Source organism: Mucilaginibacter sp. (assembly GCF_025362475.1).
Classification (GTDB): domain Bacteria; phylum Bacteroidota; class Bacteroidia; order Sphingobacteriales; family Sphingobacteriaceae; genus Mucilaginibacter.
Map to the genome: position 1 here is coordinate 21,745 of NZ_JANYGH010000067.1, position 18,786 is coordinate 40,530.

Consider the following 18,786-nt stretch of genomic DNA (forward strand, 5'->3'; position numbering starts at 1 on the left):
GTTAACGTGCCTCAATTATTTTTCGGTATTGTAAGGGCGTTACCCCAACAGCCTGTTTGAAGCTGCGGATAAAATGGCTCTGATCGGCGAAGCCACATTCATAGCCAATCTGCGTTAGCGGCATTCCTTTTTTACTCAGCAAACCGGCAGCCTGCTCTATTCTTAATTTTTTAAGATAATCGCCAACCGTGGTATGGAAATATTTAGGAAACTGCCGCGATAAATGAACCGGGTGCACTTGAGCAAGAGCGGCTAAAGCATCCCATGATAGTAAGCTGGTGTCGGCGTCGTTTAGTGCTTCTTTTATCTTTTTTACCCATGCGGGTTGCCGCGCTGTTTCCTGTTGCCTTACATTGGCAAGTAAACCAAAAACTTTAAAAAGCGATTCACGGATAGCCAGTATTTCTATCGCCCCGGTATACTTTGTTTCCAAATACATGCTGCGGAACAACAACTTTAAAACCGGGTTATTCAGCTTTACACTGCCTTCCATTTGGTTTAGCGGCAATTGATATCTTTCAAAGAAATCCTTTTCCAGCTCGATATGAAAACCACGGGTATAGCCGGGGCGCTTGATATTGCAGTGTGCATCCTGCCAGTTGTGAAACAGCAGTGTGCCTTCGCTGCATTCATAACTCTCTTTTTTATTGGTCTCCAGCATGTTGCCGGTAAGTAAAAAAGTAAAGTACGGATTTTGGTGTGTATGCCAGTCAACACGGTCATGCGTGTATTCGGTATCGGTAATAATGAGATTATCCAGTTGAATAGCCTTGTTTTGGATCCCGAAGTATTTACCTTTTTGAAGCTGCAGCATATTGCTTTATAGACGGCTAAAGAAATAAATTGTTACATTTTAGTTAGCGAGCTTAAGGATGAACGAATTACTAAATTGACTTAAATTGTAACATTAAAATAATCTGCACATCTAAAATCTGCACATATGCACATTCGTTTATTTGTTTAATTTTGGTCCGATGAAAAAAGTGGAAGTATTAAAGCTGATAGATCTGATCGAGGAGATCAAAAAACTGGATGAATTGATTACGCAAAGCCGTAAAAAAAAGACATCAGATTTTGTGCTGAATCAATACGAAGCTAAAAAATTGAAGATGATTGGCTCAATCATCAACGAGCTGGCCAATCCACCAATTCAATCTATGGAAAGCTATATGCTAATACAGAAGATCCTTAACAAATACTATCCCAACATCAATAATGGTGAGTTGCTGAATGATAGCGATGTAGACAAGATTGTGGCTGTTATTTAAGGGAAAGTCCAATAAATAGCGGCAATGGTTTCTTTAACCTCGCCTTCTTTCCAAAACGTGGTAGCCGGGTGAAAATGTTTCCAGGAGTGCCAGTATTCCTGGTAGGCTTGTACCTTGCTTAGTTTTTGACCCTTTTGCGCACCGGATGTACATAAGCCATCCCAATCCCAAACAGACGCAGTTTCTTTATCGGTAAGTTGTCCGTCTTTATTCAAATCAAAATGAAGTGTTTTACCATTTAAATTGGCGTTCCAAACATGGTAACTCAGACTATCTTTTTCTATGCCTACAAGTAAAGATGTTTTATTGAGCTCATCATTAAGTACACGTTTATGAAATAAATGACGCCAGTCATAAGCTTTAGCCTGCCCGTTTATGATCACCCCTATAACCCAGCTTTTCCTGATCAGCGAATCTTTGTTTTTTAAGGTGCTGTCTTTATCAATGTATTGTACACGATCATAGTTTTTAAGGTCGGTATAATCAGCAGCATACAATTTATCCGGCTGCATAATCATGGATGTTGGATGTTTTTCCAGCCAGGCGCCCAGGGTTAACTGCTCATAGGGCAACTCCTGTAAATGCTGCCCTTTTAGTTGGCCGACCGCCGCTTTACCGGTAGCCTGGTACCACCATGTTTTGGTGCTTTCGTCTTCAATAATAGCATTATAATGCCTTGCCCCTACCAACCTGAAGTTTTGCCTTTTGCCATTTATTACCGGGCTGTAAACCCGCCCCGTGCGGCACATAGTACAGTAGGTTACCAAAACTGGTTCGGGCCCAACATTATCCTGTACTTTATGGTGATAGCCTAAATATATAACCGGGTAAGCTTTGGCCACTCCGTTGTTTACAACACCCACTACTAAGTAATTAAGTGGCACTTTATTGGTTAGCCCATTGGCAAATTTAGCCGACTGGGTTTCTTTAAACATGGTTTCGGCTTTGTATAAATAGTCGGTAATATAAAAACTACCCAGGCAAAGTACCAGAACAATGGCCTTAACCAGCTGACCTCTTTTTGTATTTTTTGAATAAAATTTAAACAGGTACCATACAATAAATATAACCCCGATGAGGCGCAGCGGATTCACAATTTTTTCCAGGTAATAGCATACCGTAATGGCATTCAGATCCTGACTGCCCGGAAAAGGCATCAGGAGGTAGGCATGCACCAGACCCGGTACTACCAATAAAATTATCCCTATCCAAAATATTCCCGGTCTGTGTATATATTTCTTCATTTAATCTGCATTTAAAGCGGCATACCTGTTGGCCGATGGCAGGTAACCATTTGTTTTTAGTATGCCTGCAAGGCGATTATAAAAAGCAGGTTCAGTTGGGGTTACGCTGGCCAGCCCGTCAACGTAACGATTATAAAGACTAAACAGCGCGGCAATTAAAACGGTATCATGCAGTTCCAAATCGGTTGCGCCTGCCTGCTTTGCCTTTTCAACCAGGTTGGCAGTAACATTTTTACCGCTCACCTGTGTTTGGCGGGCAATCTCCAGCAGGTATTTCATTTTTTCGCTTACGGGCGCGTTATCGGGATCATTCTTTACTTTTTCGGCAGTTTCGGTATCTCCCAACAGCACGTCTGCCGCCGCGGTATGGGCATTGGTACAAAAACGGCATTGGTTACCATGGCTCACAACAGTAGCTATCAGCTCGCGCTCACCTTCGGTAAGGGTTGATTCACCGCGTAATAGTATCTGGGTAAGCTGCCTTATGGGCAAAGCCGTATCTTGTCTATAATTCAGTAAACCGGTAATACCGGGCAGGTTATCATCTAATGGTATGTATGGCATATCAATAGTACAATGGGGCTCGGCTTCTCAACCGATCAATAAATTTAATAAAGGCTTTATAATCGACCCTAATTTATCTAAAAATTTAAATAATCCGCAACATCGGGCATAATTATTTTTAAAGGCAGATCTCCCCCTTTATTTATTTTAAGTTTATAGCATACAGGTTGCCATCGGCACTGCCAAAATAAATTACGCCATTAAGAATAACCGGCGATGACACTATGGGGCCAAGCGAATATAATTTATCCATTACATCAACCGCCGTCTTATACAGCGAGTTATCGACACCGTTTGCCGCAAATTCAAAGTTAAGTGTATCCTGCTTCAATACTTTTGCGGCATAGGCATCACGGCCTGCAGTTTTAAATTCGCCGGAGAGTTTGCCAGTTTTAATATTTACAGCAAAAAGTTTTCCCGTAAAATCGCCAAAGAAAGCTGTATTTGCCCATAATACCGGGGAGGAATATAAATAGCCGTTGGCTTTATAGCTAAATTGCTGTTTGCCGGTTAAAGCATCAACAGCAACAAACAAATAGGTATCTGATGTAGTAAAATAAACCTTGCCATTTTTTATAGCAGCGGTGGTAAGTATCCAGGAGCCATTGGCATTATATTTCCAATTTAACTTTCCTGTATTGGCATTAAGCGCATAAAAATAGCTATCCCGGCAACCAAAATAAACAAAACCATTATTGCAGATTGGCGAGGCCTGAATCCCCTCCAACTGGTGATAACCCGGCTGATCGGCTGTTTTAAACTTCCATACAAGTTTACCGCTTGCAGCATCCAAAGCGTACAGGTAGGTATCCCAACTACCAAAGTAAACCTTACCCTGGTATAAATACGGACTGGTATGGATAATTCCTTTTGTTTGATAAGCCCATTTCAACTTACCAGTATTACCATCCAACGCATAAAGCTTACCATCGCTGCTGCCAAAATATACGGTGGGATTATTTTTTGCTTCACTAAATACCGGCGAAGACAGAAAAAAATCATACAGATCATCCATATATTCATTCAGCGGTTTCATGGTCCATAATCCTTTTGCACCAACCTTCTTTTCGCCGCCAGTTTTAAACTTCCAGATAAGTTTGCCAGTTTTAGCATTTAAGGTATAATAATAGCCATCAAAACTGCCAAAACACAGCTTATCGCCATTTATTGCTGCCGATGAATTTACGGCACCACCAGTAGTGAGTTTCCAAACTTGCTTCCCTGTTTTTACATCAACGGCATATAAATTATGGTCTTCGCTACCTATATACGCCATACCATTAGCTACAACCGGCGATGAGAATATTTTACCTTTTGTGGCAAATTTCCACTTCAGGCCGCCAAAAGAACGGTAACCCTTTTTATTATGATCCTCTTTATGCTGCACGTTAGTATCTACAGCCAGGGCTATCGGCGTCTTTCCCTGGCTAAAAGCCGCGGTGACCATAAATAAGGCAAACAGGAAAATATTCTTTTTCATTATCAGGAATGGATATAATTCAGGTACACAAGTATAGTTATACTTTTAGCCTATAACTAATTGTATCCCTTATAATTAGAATCGCACGTTTTAAAACTATTGCTTTTTTCCGTTTTCCACACTCTTAATCTCTTCCTTACGGTCCTTTTTAAAATCGAAGTTGTTAAAATCCGTTGTCTGTGGCAGATCCATGGTGTAATTGGTGAGGGTATCTATTTCAATGGTGATGTTTTCCATATTCAAATCAACGAGGTGGCCACCTGCTGTTTTATCCTCCGATAAAAAATGAAAATGATACCCACTGATGTGCGCGCCTTCCATAAAGGTAGGGATACGAAAACCCACCAGATCGCCTGTGATATCGCTATGTTCAAAAAAATGCTGCCTGTTCAGCATAGCGGCAAGAGGCAGGTATGGCTTTTCAACCGGTGGGAAAGCCCTGGTTTTAATCGATTTGAATTTACCAGTAATATGGATTGCGTATATACCATTCTGGTTGCTCAGCAAACTATCCAGGTAACTATAAAGCGCTGTTTTGCTTAACGCGCCAGCATGCTTGTACACCTTTTTTGCCTTAAAAAAACACACCACCGCATAGGGCAATTTGCCGGTATCGGCAACCAAAGTGGTTTTGCCGGTAGATTGCGTTTGGTAGATTTTTCCGTTGAGCAACAGCAGTTCGCCATCAAGATGACCGGGCGCACCCAGGCCAAAATTGCCGTGCTTTTCCAATTCTTTATAAGGGTACCAATTATCATATAAGCCACCTATAAAACCCGAAGCAAACCCCGCGCTGAATAAATTATTGTCGTTTTTTAAAGGATTGGATTTTTGTTGTGCTATGGATTTGTAGTTGACACAGGTAATAGCTAACAAGATAAAAAGGATTTTTTTCGACATCATAAAGGAATTGGATTTAAGCTTTGCAAAGCAATTGTTTTACAGCAAGCTATCCAAATGTTTATGGAAAATTAAAAACCTACCATTTTCAAATTTTACGTTACCCTTACGGGGAAACAGGTTGCTTATTTTAGATTTGTGTATCCTTAAAACAGGAATACGATGAAAGTAGAAATTTGGAGCGACGTAATGTGCCCGTTTTGTTATATAGGCAAGCGCAGGTTTGAAGAGGCTTTGGAACAATTTGATCATAAAGACCAGGTGGAAATTGAGTGGAAAAGCTTTCAGCTTAACCCGGATATGAAAACCGACCCTAACATCAATATTAGTCAATACCTGGCTGATGCCAAAGGCTGGACACTTGACTACGCGCAGCAAATGAACAACCACGTTACCCAAATGGCTGCCGAAGTTGGCCTTACCTATGATTTCGACAAGGCAGTTGTGGCTAACAGTTTCAAAGCTCACCGTTTTAGCCACCTTGCCAAAAAACATAACCTTGGCGATAAGGCCGAAGAAACCCTGTTTAAAGCTTACTTTACCGAAGGCTTAAATATTGATGATAACGACACCCTTATACAACTGGGAACCAATATTGGCCTTAATGCCGAAGAAATAAAACAGGTACTTGAAAGTGATACTTATGCTGACAACGTAAAGTATGATATTGCCGAGGCTCAACAATTAGGCATAAGAGGGGTTCCGTTTTTTGTGATGAATAACAAGTATGGTGTATCGGGTGCGCAGGCTGTGCCGGTTTTCCAGGAAACAATTGAGAAATCATTTGCCGAATGGCAACTGGAAAACAGCAAACCAGCACTAACCGTTATTGAAGGCGAATCATGTTCGCCGAATGGAGATTGCAATTAACACTATTGATTTTCAGTACAATTACGTAATTTCGTTTTAAAATCCATTCAAAAGTCAAAAACGATTTAGCTTACTTAAAGTATAAATTAAAGCACTATATTTGCATTAATACAACTAAGTGTATTTTTTACACTTAGCATAATAAAAATACAGATGATAGACGCTCCCGCCCTCCCGGTTTTAAACTCCAAAACAACGCTCCGCATAGCTGTGGGAGCCATGTTTTTTATGGCTGGTTTAAGCTTTTCAAGCTGGGCATCACGTATAGCTACGGTACAGCAAACCATGGGCCTCTCTGATGCCGCTTTAGGTGCTGTACTGTTTTCATTACCTGTTGGTTTAATGTGTTCTCTGCCGTTTTCCGGGTGGATCATCACTAAAATTGGCAGCCGAAGGTTGTTAATCAGTGCATTGCTGGTGTATGCAATCGCGCTGGTAACTTTAGGTTTGGCACAAAATACATTTCAGCTTATTATTTGCCTTATTTGTTTCGGCTTTAGCAGTAACGCAGTTAACATAGCTGTAAATACCCAGGCCGTAGCTACCGAAAAGATTTATAAACGCCCTATACTGGCATCATTTCATGGTTTATGGAGCCTGGCAGGGTTTACAGGCGGCGGGATAGGCTCTTTAATGATAGCTCATAATATTTCACCCTTATATCATTTTTTGCTTATGCTGGTTGTTATTGCGGCCGGCGTAGCCATAGCGGCCCGCTATTTAGAGGATGATAAAGTAGCCAGCGCCGGGCCTGTATTTGTTATGCCCGATAAATCGCTGATTAAATTAGGAGTGATTGCTTTTTGCTCCATGATTTGTGAGGGGGCCATGTTTGACTGGAGTGTTATCTACTTTAAAAAAATAGTGCTTGCCCCCGCAACCATGGTAGGGATAGGCTTTACAGCGTTTATGTTCACCATGGCTATTGGTCGTTTTGTGGCAGATGCCTTTGCCCATAAATTTGGCCTAAAACGCACCTTACAGGTAAGCGGTCTGTTAACCGCTACAGGCCTCACAATAGCTGTAGTTTTCCCTTATATTTATACAGCAATAATTGGTTTTTTACTGGTTGGTGCCGGTGTATCATCTGTAGTGCCAATGGTTTATAGCGCTGCAGGTAAATCAAAAACGATGTTGCCGGGCGTTGCTTTGGCAGCGGTATCTACTATTGGTTTCCTTGGCTTCTTTGTTGGTCCGCCGGTTATTGGCTTTATAGCAGGTGTTGCCACGTTAAGAGCATCATTTGTGCTGATAGCATTAATGGGGCTATTGGTTACTATCGTATCTACCAAAGCTAAAATTGAATCCTAAGCTTTATTAAGATCGGCATCGCCCGGGTTTAACAGGTAATCAAACTGCTCATGCCCGTTGTGTATAATGAATTTTAACCGCTCCTTTGGCACATCAATATCCAATGACATTAATGCCAAAGTTTCTGGCAGATTATCCCGAATCAGTTTCAGATCGGTTACCTGGGGCATTTCAATAAAAATATCTTCGCCCTGTGCTTCAATTTTCCATCCCGGCAGCCGGGTATTGTGCAATACATCCAGCCATTTCTTTTGATAAAGGTTCATAAACGTCTTTTACTAATAAAGTTGAATGGACGATTGGTTTTAATTATTAACCTAATGTTATGGTTTTAAAGAGCTTTTTATTATTTCCAGGATCCGTTCATTTTTAACAATCCACATTCCTAACCGCTCTTCTGTAATACCCTCTTTAAGTTTATAGGTATTTACTGGGTTCGTATCTTCAAAAACAGTTTCCATATATCGGAAATTGATATTTTCAATGGATGATAATTCATGGGCAACCTCAACAATATGTGTAGAAACTACAAAAAAACAGCTTTTTACCTCTGCAAAGGCAGCAATTATAGCAAGAGAGGCATCATAGGCATCTTTAACATTTGTCCCCCTGAACAGTTCGTCAAAAATGACGAAAACATCTTTTGACTGATTTAATTTTTCAGCCACTTGCTTAACTCGCAAAACTTCTTTATAAAAGTGGCTATGTCCCTGTTCAACATCATCCGCTAAGTTTATGGTTGTAATCAGACCTTTAAATGCGGAAGTCACCATGTGTTTCGCGGGCACCGGAAAGCCTATTTGAGATAAATAGATAGCAATTCCAATTGATTTAAGCAGAGATGATTTTCCGGCCATATTAGTACCGGTAATAAAACAAACATTTTTGTCGGAACTAAATTCAATGTCGTTACTTTTAGGATTGGCAATAAACGGGTGGAATAAGCCCTTAATAGTTAATCCCGTTGCGTTAGTATCATTAACTACTGGAAATGTAAAACCAAGCGCCTTACCACTTAAACTTACGGATTGATAAACATCTAACTGGTAAGCAACATTCAACAAAATCTTCATTCTTTCATGGGCAAGGTGCCTGAAAAAGTGGTCCGCTTTCGCCATATCCGCCGGGCTGCGATTAGGTTTCTTTATCAATTGTTTTAGCCATACAAATTCTTCGGGCTGGAAAGTATTTAAAATAATTAAGCGGAATTCCTGTATTTTTTTTGGCAGATCGCCCTTGAGTGCTTCAGCGTAATCTATTAAGCTTTCCAGTATCGATAGCGTATTTTCTATACCGGTTTGAATTACATAATGATCATCATTAGTAATAAACGCATGTATGATTTTTTCTAAAAACCGGGTTATAACCGAAAATGGTTTAGCATGGTAATGCTTTTTTAAATAAAACTCTACAAAATCATAATCATTTCTATTTAAGCTAATTTTAATATCATGTTCCTCAATATATAAAAACACTTCTACCCTTTCCTGTATGTGAACAGGATCGATAAGCGGCTTGTTGAACATATCATGCAACGCTTCATTGCCACCAATTGTATTTGTTTGGTTGAAAAGGCTATATATAGATTGGCGGGAATTGTTATTTTGAAATATTGCCAAATCATTTAGTGTTTGCCTATCTATATCGAAATTCATGAAAATGGTTGTAAGAGTTGCTTAAAGCTAAACTTTCTGTTAGATTATCTAATAATATATAATACGATTCGCAGCTTTCACACCTGTCCTCAATGTAACGTCATTAACAAACTTTTAGTTCTCGCCCCTGCCCCCCATTCAACAATAGTTACAAACAACCTGGTTACTTTCATCAAGAACAAAGGCTTTGCGCATTCTGCTTTCAGCCTTTATATAATATTGTTACATTGATAACCTATACAGACCTATTTGTTTATTAATCTTAATTTTCTAATTTTATGAATTAATAATGTACATACATTAACACATTATACGTTATTAACTCATACCAATTATAAATTTTTGTACAATGGATTTTTTGAATACCATACTTGATTTTTTTAAAGGCTTTTTTGGCTGGGGCAGTTGGAACAGTTTGATGAACATCATCAAATCTGGCGATTATGGCAAATTGCTTACTTACGACGGTTTCAGGGCGATGCTATTCCCAATCCTGCCGTTCCTGCTCTCACTTGAAATTATACGGGCAGCCTTTTATAAACGCTTTAAGGTTATCCATTATAAAATACCATTTTTTTCATTCGTATTAAATTCTGTTATCGGGCGGTATATATCCATAGGCATGGTTTTCCTGTGCATAGGTTTATTTGAAAAACATGCTTTTTTTAAAACTACATTTACCTGGTACTGGTTTATTTATGGTTACATAGTTTGGGAATTTGGCCATTTCCTGTACCATTACTTCGGTCATAAAGTAAGGTTGTTCTGGTGCCTTCACTCCACCCATCACGCGCCCGAAACCATGAACCTGGCCATCAGTAACGCGCATTTCTTTTTAGAGGGGCCTTACGCCGATTTTATACGCACCACGGTTTGCATCATGTTGGGCGTTACCCCTACCATGCTGTTTGTAATTATGTTTATTGATGGATTTTGGGGAACATTTATCCATATTGGCGAAAACGTAATGAAGGATGCCCGATTAGGCTTTTTAAACAATATTTTGCTTACGCCATCGCATCATCGGGTACACCATGCCCGTAATATAAAATACATGGATACCAATTTTTGTAACCTGCTGCCTATTTGGGATAAAGTATTTGGCACTTACCAAAACGAAGAAATGGAAATTCCTATTGAGTACGGCATCAGTCGCCCGCTGATTAAAAATAGTTTCCTGGACGCCTACTTTGGCGAAATAGTAGCCTTAGTAAAAGATGTATATAAGGCGCCCGGCATTAAAAACAAGCTCCTTTACATTGTAATGCCTCCCGGCTGGAACCATAACGGTGATCATAAAATGACCACCGTTGTAAAGAAGAAGTATTTTGAGGAACTGGAAAAGCAAAACGCCAGCAACGCTGACCCGGCGAAAAAGACGGTATTAACCTAAATTTTCCCATCCGCGAATATCTGCATATACTCCTTTATGGATTAAACCCTTAAAAAGGTTTTCTTTTGATATAAATAATAGAGGAACAGCCACTTAACCATTACAAAGGTAATGGCCATGGCTACCGCATTAAAAGGATCGCCGATGAGCTGACCTATCCAGCCAAAGAAACCATTATTGGTGTAACCCCATTTTATAAAATGGCCGGATACATAGATCAGTATAGAGTTCATGCCGATCACCCTGAAATAAAACGACCATTTTTGATAACCCAGCACATCTATAATATAATAAAAAAGTGCCATCAACAGCAGGCTTAAACCGCCTACCTGCATTACAAATGAACTGCTCCACAGGTTTTTGTTGATAGGGAAATCAAGATTCCAGATTTGAGCAATAATCAGGAATATGACACCAGCAATGCCCAGTATAGCCACTTTTTTCATTTGCCTTAAACCGGTTTTCTTTAATATGGTGCCGGTAATTATTCCTAACAAACCGGTGCTGATAGCGGGGATAGTGGAAAATAAACCTTCGGGATCATGAATACCTAAATACAATTTGCCCGGCAGGATAATCCTATCCATGTATGATGCAAAATTGCCCTGCATGGTTAAATCGCCATGAGGAAAGCCCGGTGCCGAAGTAAATTTGAGCAGCAGCCAGTAACCTATGATGAATACCCAAAACCAAACCATCTGCATCCGCTCGCTGCTGTACAGGTAAATAATGTTGGCAAACATATAAGCTATCCCAATGCGCCCAAGCACGCTGGCAAAACGAATCTCGGATATCGGCATAATGTTCAATCCGTTGTTAACCACCAAACCCAGTAGCACCAATATGAAGGCTCTTTTTATAACACGCAGCACCAACTGTTTTTTGCTTTTGCCCTTCTCTAATTCGCGGCCAACAGAAAACGGGGTAGATACGCCGGCCATGAACAGGAACAGCGGGAATATCAAATCGTAAAGATGAAAACCATTCCAGTCGGGGTGTGTAAACTGATTTGCAATAGCTCCCCAAAACGGTGATTTGGTGGCTTTAGCCATCGTATGGAAGATCTCTTCGCCCCCCATAATCCAAAACATATCAAAGCCGCGAAGGGCATCTAACGAAAATAAACGGGTGGGAGCGGCATTAATATCATCAGGCGCGGTATTGCCTGTGCTGGTTATTGCTTTGGAAGCCATTGGTTATAGGATTTTTGTTTGAACTAAAGATATAAAAAGGCCGACTAATTAAAATATTTTTTTTAGCTGTTTAACTTATTAAAATGACGAGCTATTTGTCATCCTGAACGCAGTGAAGGATCTATTATTCGCTATCCTTCTTCGCCCTGTACAGTCTGTGAATAGATCCTTCGTTCCTCAGGATGACAAACTTTTCAAACGTCATTTTCTTTTCAGTATTCCCAGGATAGTAAAACTTGCAATCACGATCTCATTTATTTAAAAACAGTTCCTCAAACCTCATGTCTCACATCTCAAATCTATTCTTGTAACTTCGCGTTTTGTAATTGCACCGAATGTTAGAGATATTATATCGCGACGAATACCTTATAGGCATCAATAAACCGCATGGCTTGCTGGTACACCGCTCGCCTATTGCTGCTGATGCATCTGAATTTGCCCTGCAGATGCTGCGCGATCAGATTGGCCAAAAAGTTAACCCTGTGCATCGTATTGACAGAAAAACAGGTGGCATATTACTTTTCGCCCTTGAAAAACAGGTAGAAATTGCCATGCAACAGGCTTTTATGGAAAACCAGGTGCATAAAAAATACCTGGCCATAGTTCGTGGTCATACACCCGATACGGAAGATATTGATTATCCCCTGCGCAAGGAAAATGGCACGCTGCAGGAGGCATTTACAACTTATACCACCCTTAACCGTGTTGAATTGGATATTCCTTTTGGCGCTCATTCCACATCAAGGTATTCTTTAGTTGAAGCAGTGCCTACTACCGGGCGCATGCATCAATTGCGCAAACATTTTAGTCATATTTTCCATCCTATTATTGGCGATCGAACTCATGGCTGCAATAAGCAGAACAAATTTTTTAAAGATACCTGGGATATGACCACCATGTTGCTACATGCTTCAACCCTAAACTTTAACCACCCCATAACCGGCCAAAATATTACAATTAATGCTGGCTTACAACCCGAGTTTACAAGGGTAATGAAGCTGATGAACTGGTAGTCATATTATTATATTTATACTACAATAAAAACAAAACTTAAGCGTGTTTGTAGGTTAAGCAAATACTTTAATCATGATAAAGTCGGCAAATTATAGTCTATATACCAGCAATGGCGATCGCTTAATCATTATCAAACCAGCAACCCAAATAATGCCCGGTGGTAATATGCGTTCGACAGGGGTTTTTGGCTTAAACGAAGGCAGTGTTGATTTGGGCGATATTGTTTTTGATGATAAAATGAACGAATGGGAATACAGCTGCATGGGCGACCTAACCCATAAGCAGGCCGAAGAAATTGCAAGCTTCATTAAAAACTACCACGAGCCCGACCCTGAGGACAGAATGATGGATGAGGGTATGGCAGTATGATTTTTTAAATATAAAAACCGTAATTGAGGGATACGACGCAATCTTCTACAACGGCAGATCGAATTTATATAGTTGGCTCGTATAACATGGAGATTGCTTCGTACCTCGCAATGACGGTTTTATACAGCTATCAAACCTTAAAGATAACCTTCACCACTATATTTACCTTATCTTTGCGCCTACAATGATAAAGCAAGCGCTCGAGAATCTTAAAATAAATGCCCTTAACGAAATGCAGCAGGCTGCCATTACCGCAGCCAAAAAAAGCGATGTGATACTGCTATCGCCAACCGGTTCGGGTAAAACACTTGGTTTTTTATTGCCATTGTTAAGTTTATTAGATACAAGTATACCAACTGTGCAGGCTCTGATCATGGTGCCATCGCGCGAGTTGGCTTTACAGATTGAGCAGGTTTTCAGAACCATTGGCAGCGGCTTTAAGGTAAATTGCTGTTATGGCGGTCACCCTGTGAAAATTGAGCGTAATAACCTCTCGCAGCCACCTGCTGTTTTGATTGGTACACCGGGAAGGATAGCACATCATTTGCGCCGTCATAGTTTCAGTACGGATACTATCCACACCCTGATATTGGATGAGTTTGATAAAGCTTTGGAGTTTGGTTTCCAGGAGGATATGGCTTTTATCATTAAGCAAATGCCCAACATCAAAAAGCGGATGCTTACCTCGGCCACTAAAATGCAGGAAATTCCTTCATTTACGGGCATGGTTAGGCCAGTTGAATTAGATTACCTTACCAATGCCGCTAATGCGCCGGATATCAAACAAAAAGCCGTAATAGCCGAAGCAGCCGATAAGCTGGATGCATTGTTTGCCCTGATTTGCAAAATAGGCGATAAAGCCACCCTTGTTTTCTGTAACCATCGCGAAGCTGTAGAACGCATCAGTGATCTATTATTTGACAGAGGATTACCGCATGATATTTTCCATGGTGGTATGGAGCAGGATGACAGGGAACGTGCCTTACTGAAGTTCAGGAATGGCAGTCACCGTTTATTGATCACCACAGACCTGGCCTCCCGCGGGCTGGATATACCCGAGATTGAGCACGTGGTACATTACCAGTTGCCGCATAACGAGGAGGCTTACCTGCACCGCAATGGCCGTACAGCGAGAATGCACGCCAAAGGAACATCATACCTGATATTAGCGCCCGATGAAAAGCCATCCTATTTAAAAGATATGCCGGAAGTTGAAGAACTACCGGCAGACCCGATTGTGCCGCCACCATCACCATGGGCTACATTATACATTGCCGCCGGTAAAAAGGACAAGGTTAATAAGATTGACATTGTAGGCCTGCTGTTGAAAAAGGGGGGTTTAGATAAAGAAGATGTAGGCTTAATTGAAGTGCTTGATTACACATCTTACGCCGCTGTTAAACGTAACCGGATTGAGAAGGCCGTTCAACAGATAAAAGGCGAAAAGATCAAAAACAAAAAAGTTAAAATAGACATTTCCATATAATTAAATACCAATAGTATGAGTAATAATGATATCATGAAAAAGCTGAGGGTAGCCATGAAGTTTACCGATGATGATATTATAAAAGTATTGGAGCTGGCCAACTTCCGCATTACCAAGACCGAATTGGGCGCCATTTTTCGTAATGATGACCATCCCAATTTTAAACCCTGCGGCGACCAGATCTTGCGCAATTTCCTCAATGGCCTCATCATCTACAAACGCGGACCAATGCCAGATAAGAGAGTGCCAAAAACTGAAGAGTAATTATCTTACCCCGTTGGCTGTGTCCCCACCATAGGTGTTTGAAAGATATAAAAGGCAGGGGCAATGTGCGATTCCTTCCTCGGGGAAGGGAAGGTAGGGGTTAAATCAGGAGTTCAAGTACCGCTGCATATGGCATGTCAGCGAAACCCCTCCCTGCCATTGCGCACATTCCAGCCGCACCCCTCCCGTTGGGAGGGAATAAAAAAAACTTAACATATCTTTCGAACCCTTATGCTGTCCTCACAGCCAACCATTTCACTATATCACCTGCAATAACACAGGCGATGGGCAAAGAAAAAGGCGATGAGTTTTAAAATTCATCGCCTTGTTATGATAGCAAAATGTATCAATTATCTTAAATCCACCACCTCAATACCGGGATGGCTTTTGGCGTCCCATGCAAACATGCTATCGGCAATAGGTGCATTAGGGGTAAAGCTTTTTACGGTGTAGTTATATTTGTTGCCATTTTTATCAAACAAAAGGGCGCTGTAGATCTGTTTTTTTACCTTATCAATAAGCAAACGAACTTTAAAGATACTTTGCTTCTCGTTTTCAGGAGTAAGGTCTATCACCTGGAAAGCTTTGCCGGCTATTTTTTGCTCGCCGGTGTACAGGTATTTGTAGCCGCGCTCATAAATAGTAAAAATCTGGGATGGGTTATTAATGCCTTCTCCTCCTTTGGCAGCGTCGCCTACCTGTACCTCTTTATCTTTTTTCAGATAGGTCCACTGGCTTTTGCCATCGCTAATGATCTCTTTATCCACATCCTTTACTGATGCCGAGCTATAAAGGGTAACCTTGTATTTACCCGCTTTGGCTTTTGAAATCAACGTGCCTGTTTGGGTTTCCTTAACTCCCGCCTGCTGGTTATCCAGCGTAAAAGAAAAATCGGTTTTAATAACATCGTACGATTTATATTTCTGGCTTACCTGGGCTAAAATAGCTTTGGCTTGTGTATCTTTTTGGGCAAATGCGGTAGTGCAGGTACTTAAAGCTATAAGGGTATTTAAAATTATTTTTTTCATCGGTTGTTTTATTCTTCAACAACTATTACTGTTAATAGTTATTGCTTTTGAGCATATAAATTGTAAATGGTTTAATCCTTCGGTTTTTGAAGTGTTTCCAGGTACCTTTCCAGGCTGTATTCATCGGGATATAAAACATCGCGGGCCTTGCTGCCTTCAAATGCGCCAACTATACCTGCGGCTTCTAATTGATCAATAATACGACCTGCACGATTATAGCCTAACTTCATTTTACGCTGAATTAAGGATGTTGACCCCTGCTGATGCAGTACTATCAAACGGGCGGCATCCTCAAACATAGGGTCGCGATCATCCGGATCGTACTCCTTGGCACTGCTGGTTTCGCCTTCGCCAACATACTCTGGCAGCAGCAGTGCTGTAGGATAACCTTTTTGATTACCTATAAAATCAGATATCGCTTCAACTTCCGGCGTATCTACAAAGGCGCATTGCAAACGGATGAGGTCGCTGCCTGTAGAGAACAGCATATCACCACGACCGATCAGCTGATCGGCACCGCCGGCATCCAATATCGTACGCGAATCTATTTTTGATAGTACCCTGAAAGCAAGCCTTGAAGGGAAGTTGGCCTTAATAGTACCCGTAATAATATTTACTGACGGCCTTTGTGTAGCAATAACCAAATGGATCCCCACCGCACGGGCCAGCTGGGCAATACGTGCTATAGGCACCTCCACCTCTTTACCGGCTGTCATCATTAAATCGGCAAACTCATCTATCACCAGTACAATGAATGGCAGATAACGATGTTTTTCGGGATCACTTATTTTGCGGTTAACGTACTTGGCATTGTACTCTTTAAGGTTACGCACCTGCGCATCCTTCAACAGATCATACCGCTGATCCATCTCGATACATAATGAATTAAGGGTGTTTACCACCTTCTTGGTATCGGTAATAATAGCATCGGCCTCATCGGGCAGTTTGGCCAAAAAGTGCCGCTCAATCTTACGGAAAAGCGTAAGCTCCACCTTTTTAGGATCCACCAAAACAAATTTAAGTTCGGACGGGTGCTTTTTAAACAGCAGCGAAACCAATATGGCATTGATACCAACAGATTTACCCTGCCCCGTAGCACCCGCAACCAAAAGGTGGGGCATTTTGGCCAAATCGGCAATAAACACCTCGTTGGATATGGTTTTACCCAAAGCGATGGGCAGATCCATCGTAGTATTCTGGAATTTTTCTGTAGAAAGGATAGACCGCATCGAAACCATTTCGGGGTTTTGATTTGGTACCTCTATACCTATGGTACCCTTACCCGGCATTGGGGCAATGATACGGATACCCAGCGCGGCTAAACTCAGCGCGATATCATCTTCCAGGTTCTTGATCTTGGAGATGCGTACACCGGGTGCAGGTATAATTTCATATAGCGTAACCGTTGGCCCAATGGTGGCCTTTATCTTATCTATCTCGATATTATAATGGTTCAGCGTTTCAACAATTTTGTTCTTGTTGGCTTCCAGTTCCTCGGCGTTTACCGATATTTTATTTGATCCGTGGTTCTCTAACAAATCAAGATGTGGAAATTTATAAGTTGCCAGGTCAAGCCTGTGGTCATAAATGCCAAATTTATTTACCAGCTCCTGTGCTTTAACATCGTCGGCTTTTTCAACGGCAAGTTCTGGCAGGGGACGGTTTACATCAATGGTAAGCGGTATTTCCGTCTCTTCTTCCGGTTCAGAACGTGCAGTGTTAGTAGGCGTTAAAACAACCGGCTCGTGATATATTGGTGTTTGTATCAGCGGTTGTTGCTTTAAAGGTTCGGGTTTTACAACATTCACCTCGGGGTTTAATGTATCTACAACCCGGTTACCGCGGGGCCACTCCATCGGGATGGGTATTTCTTCATCAGCCAAATCAACAGGCTCTGGAACTACTTCGTCTATCTCCACGGCGTTAACCCGTTCTTTTTTGGATGGTAGTTTAAAATCGATATTATAAGCGATCACCAATACCGCAAGGGCCAAAAATACAAGCAAACCAGCCGTGCCCGCCGGACCAATCTGTGCATCAAGCAAACGGTTGCTCCAGTAGCCAAAGCCGCCTTCTAAAAAGTGTGGATAATCAATAATAAAGGCATGAAAATAGCCTATAGTTGTTGAGGTAAAAACAATTCCAAATATAGAGTAAGCCAGCGTTTTGGATAATGAAAATAGCCTTACTTTAAACAGCAACCGGTATCCCAACACAAAAAATATAAAAATAAACAGGAATGATGCTACCCCAAACCACTCGTAAATAAACTGGTTGCTTAACAGCGCGCCAAATTTACCCAGCCAGTTTTGAGCAACCTGTGGTGTGCCGGCATCGGCAATTTCCTGCACGGTTTTACCGGTAGCCAGGTTATGCCAGCCGCCATTAGTTGTTGAAATATAACTTTGATCTTCCTGCCAGGTAAACAGGTATGATGTGAAGGCGATAAGGAAGTAAACAGACAGTAAAAGCGAAAACAAACCCGCTATTTTTACCGTACGCCCGTTCACCATATCCAATTGGGGTAACTTAGGAAGTGCCTTTTTAATTACACTTTCTTTTTCGGCCTTGCCATTGGTTTGACGGGGCTGATTATCGTCCTTGAAACTATTTGATTTAAACTGATTTCCTTTTACCGGCATCCTGATGTAACATCCTTTAACTGCAAACTTACATAAAATTTCACCTATGTAAACTTTACAAAAACAACATAAAATTTTTTCCTATCCTCACCAATCATCAAAAAT

The 18,786-nt window shown here is 41.1% G+C and carries 18 protein-coding genes; 8 read left to right on the top strand and 10 right to left on the bottom strand.

Translation table 11 applies throughout. The annotated features are described in order from the left end of the window. Position 1 precedes the first annotated feature (1 nt). Positions 2-814 carry a helix-turn-helix transcriptional regulator gene (locus tag Q0R88_RS23320; RefSeq protein WP_295720827.1) on the bottom strand — a complete coding sequence of 271 codons (813 nt, stop codon included), beginning with the start codon at positions 812-814 and terminating at the stop codon, positions 2-4. Between the two features lie 160 nt (positions 815-974). Here Q0R88_RS23320 and Q0R88_RS23325 point away from each other — a divergent pair, with 160 nt between their 5' ends. After that, positions 975-1,268 (top strand): hypothetical protein, encoded by a 294-nt coding sequence (locus Q0R88_RS23325; protein WP_295720828.1) that lies wholly within the window; start codon positions 975-977, stop codon positions 1,266-1,268. Here the strand turns inward: Q0R88_RS23325 and Q0R88_RS23330 are convergent. The 4 genes from Q0R88_RS23330 to budA form a co-directional block, all read right to left on the bottom strand. After that, a complete protein-coding gene (locus Q0R88_RS23330) occupies positions 1,265-2,512 on the bottom strand; it encodes a DUF3179 domain-containing (seleno)protein (protein ID WP_295720829.1) in 1,248 nt (415 codons plus the stop codon). The genes Q0R88_RS23325 and Q0R88_RS23330 overlap by 4 nt on opposite strands. Beyond that, positions 2,513-3,076 carry a peroxidase-related enzyme gene (locus tag Q0R88_RS23335; RefSeq protein WP_295720830.1) on the bottom strand — a complete coding sequence of 188 codons (564 nt, stop codon included), beginning with the start codon at positions 3,074-3,076 and terminating at the stop codon, positions 2,513-2,515. A gap of 142 nt (positions 3,077-3,218) precedes the next feature. After that, positions 3,219-4,556, bottom strand: coding sequence for a PQQ-binding-like beta-propeller repeat protein (locus tag Q0R88_RS23340; protein WP_295720831.1), 1,338 nt, complete (start codon positions 4,554-4,556; stop codon positions 3,219-3,221). 96 nt (positions 4,557-4,652) lie between these two features. Next, positions 4,653-5,459 carry an acetolactate decarboxylase gene (gene budA / locus Q0R88_RS23345; RefSeq protein ID WP_295720832.1) on the bottom strand — a complete coding sequence of 269 codons (807 nt, stop codon included), beginning with the start codon at positions 5,457-5,459 and terminating at the stop codon, positions 4,653-4,655. Positions 5,460-5,618: 159 nt separating this feature from the next. On the opposite strand from budA, the gene Q0R88_RS23350 reads away from it, so the two are divergent. Both Q0R88_RS23350 and Q0R88_RS23355 read left to right on the top strand, forming a co-directional pair. After that, entirely contained in the window at positions 5,619-6,326 is a 708-nt protein-coding gene (locus Q0R88_RS23350) for a DsbA family oxidoreductase (protein WP_295720833.1), read from the top strand. Between the two features lie 153 nt (positions 6,327-6,479). Then, positions 6,480-7,637, top strand: a complete 1,158-nt coding sequence (locus tag Q0R88_RS23355) for an MFS transporter (protein ID WP_295720834.1) — start codon at positions 6,480-6,482, stop codon at positions 7,635-7,637. On the opposite strand, the gene Q0R88_RS23360 is transcribed toward Q0R88_RS23355, so the two are convergent. After that, positions 7,634-7,903: a hypothetical protein gene (locus Q0R88_RS23360; RefSeq protein WP_295720835.1), complete on the bottom strand. Its 270-nt coding sequence runs from the start codon at positions 7,901-7,903 to the stop codon at positions 7,634-7,636. The two genes, Q0R88_RS23355 and Q0R88_RS23360, sit on opposite strands and share 4 nt — an antisense overlap. Positions 7,904-7,960: 57 nt before the next feature. Then, positions 7,961-9,292: a DNA mismatch repair protein gene (locus Q0R88_RS23365; protein ID WP_295720836.1), complete on the bottom strand. Its 1,332-nt coding sequence runs from the start codon at positions 9,290-9,292 to the stop codon at positions 7,961-7,963. 349 nt (positions 9,293-9,641) lie between these two features. On the opposite strand from Q0R88_RS23365, the gene Q0R88_RS23370 reads away from it, so the two are divergent. Then, a complete protein-coding gene (locus tag Q0R88_RS23370) occupies positions 9,642-10,685 on the top strand; it encodes a sterol desaturase family protein (protein ID WP_295720837.1) in 1,044 nt (347 codons plus the stop codon). Positions 10,686-10,726: 41 nt separating this feature from the next. Here Q0R88_RS23370 and Q0R88_RS23375 read toward each other — a convergent pair whose 3' ends face one another. Beyond that, on the bottom strand, positions 10,727-11,878 hold the full coding sequence (locus Q0R88_RS23375; protein ID WP_295720838.1) for a DUF5009 domain-containing protein: 1,152 nt from the start codon (positions 11,876-11,878) through the stop codon (positions 10,727-10,729). Positions 11,879-12,213: 335 nt separating this feature from the next. Between Q0R88_RS23375 and Q0R88_RS23380 the strand changes: the two genes are divergently transcribed. The 4 genes from Q0R88_RS23380 to Q0R88_RS23395 all read left to right on the top strand — a co-directional run bounded on the left by Q0R88_RS23380 (position 12,214) and on the right by Q0R88_RS23395 (position 15,011). Beyond that, positions 12,214-12,891, top strand: coding sequence for a pseudouridine synthase (locus Q0R88_RS23380; protein ID WP_295720839.1), 678 nt, complete (start codon positions 12,214-12,216; stop codon positions 12,889-12,891). Positions 12,892-12,964: 73 nt separating this feature from the next. After that, a complete protein-coding gene (locus Q0R88_RS23385) occupies positions 12,965-13,261 on the top strand; it encodes a hypothetical protein (protein ID WP_295720840.1) in 297 nt (98 codons plus the stop codon). 184 nt (positions 13,262-13,445) lie between these two features. Next, positions 13,446-14,747, top strand: coding sequence for a DEAD/DEAH box helicase (locus tag Q0R88_RS23390; protein WP_295720841.1), 1,302 nt, complete (start codon positions 13,446-13,448; stop codon positions 14,745-14,747). Between the two features lie 15 nt (positions 14,748-14,762). Then, positions 14,763-15,011 carry a DUF1456 family protein gene (locus Q0R88_RS23395; protein WP_295720842.1) on the top strand — a complete coding sequence of 83 codons (249 nt, stop codon included), beginning with the start codon at positions 14,763-14,765 and terminating at the stop codon, positions 15,009-15,011. Positions 15,012-15,361: 350 nt separating this feature from the next. On the opposite strand, the gene Q0R88_RS23400 is transcribed toward Q0R88_RS23395, so the two are convergent. After that, the gene (locus Q0R88_RS23400) at positions 15,362-16,039 is read right to left on the bottom strand and encodes an outer membrane lipoprotein carrier protein LolA (RefSeq protein WP_295720843.1); all 678 of its coding nucleotides are present in this window, start codon (positions 16,037-16,039) and stop codon (positions 15,362-15,364) included. A gap of 71 nt (positions 16,040-16,110) precedes the next feature. After that, positions 16,111-18,681, bottom strand: coding sequence for a DNA translocase FtsK (locus Q0R88_RS23405; RefSeq protein ID WP_295720844.1), 2,571 nt, complete (start codon positions 18,679-18,681; stop codon positions 16,111-16,113). Between the last annotated feature and the right edge of the window lie 105 nt (positions 18,682-18,786).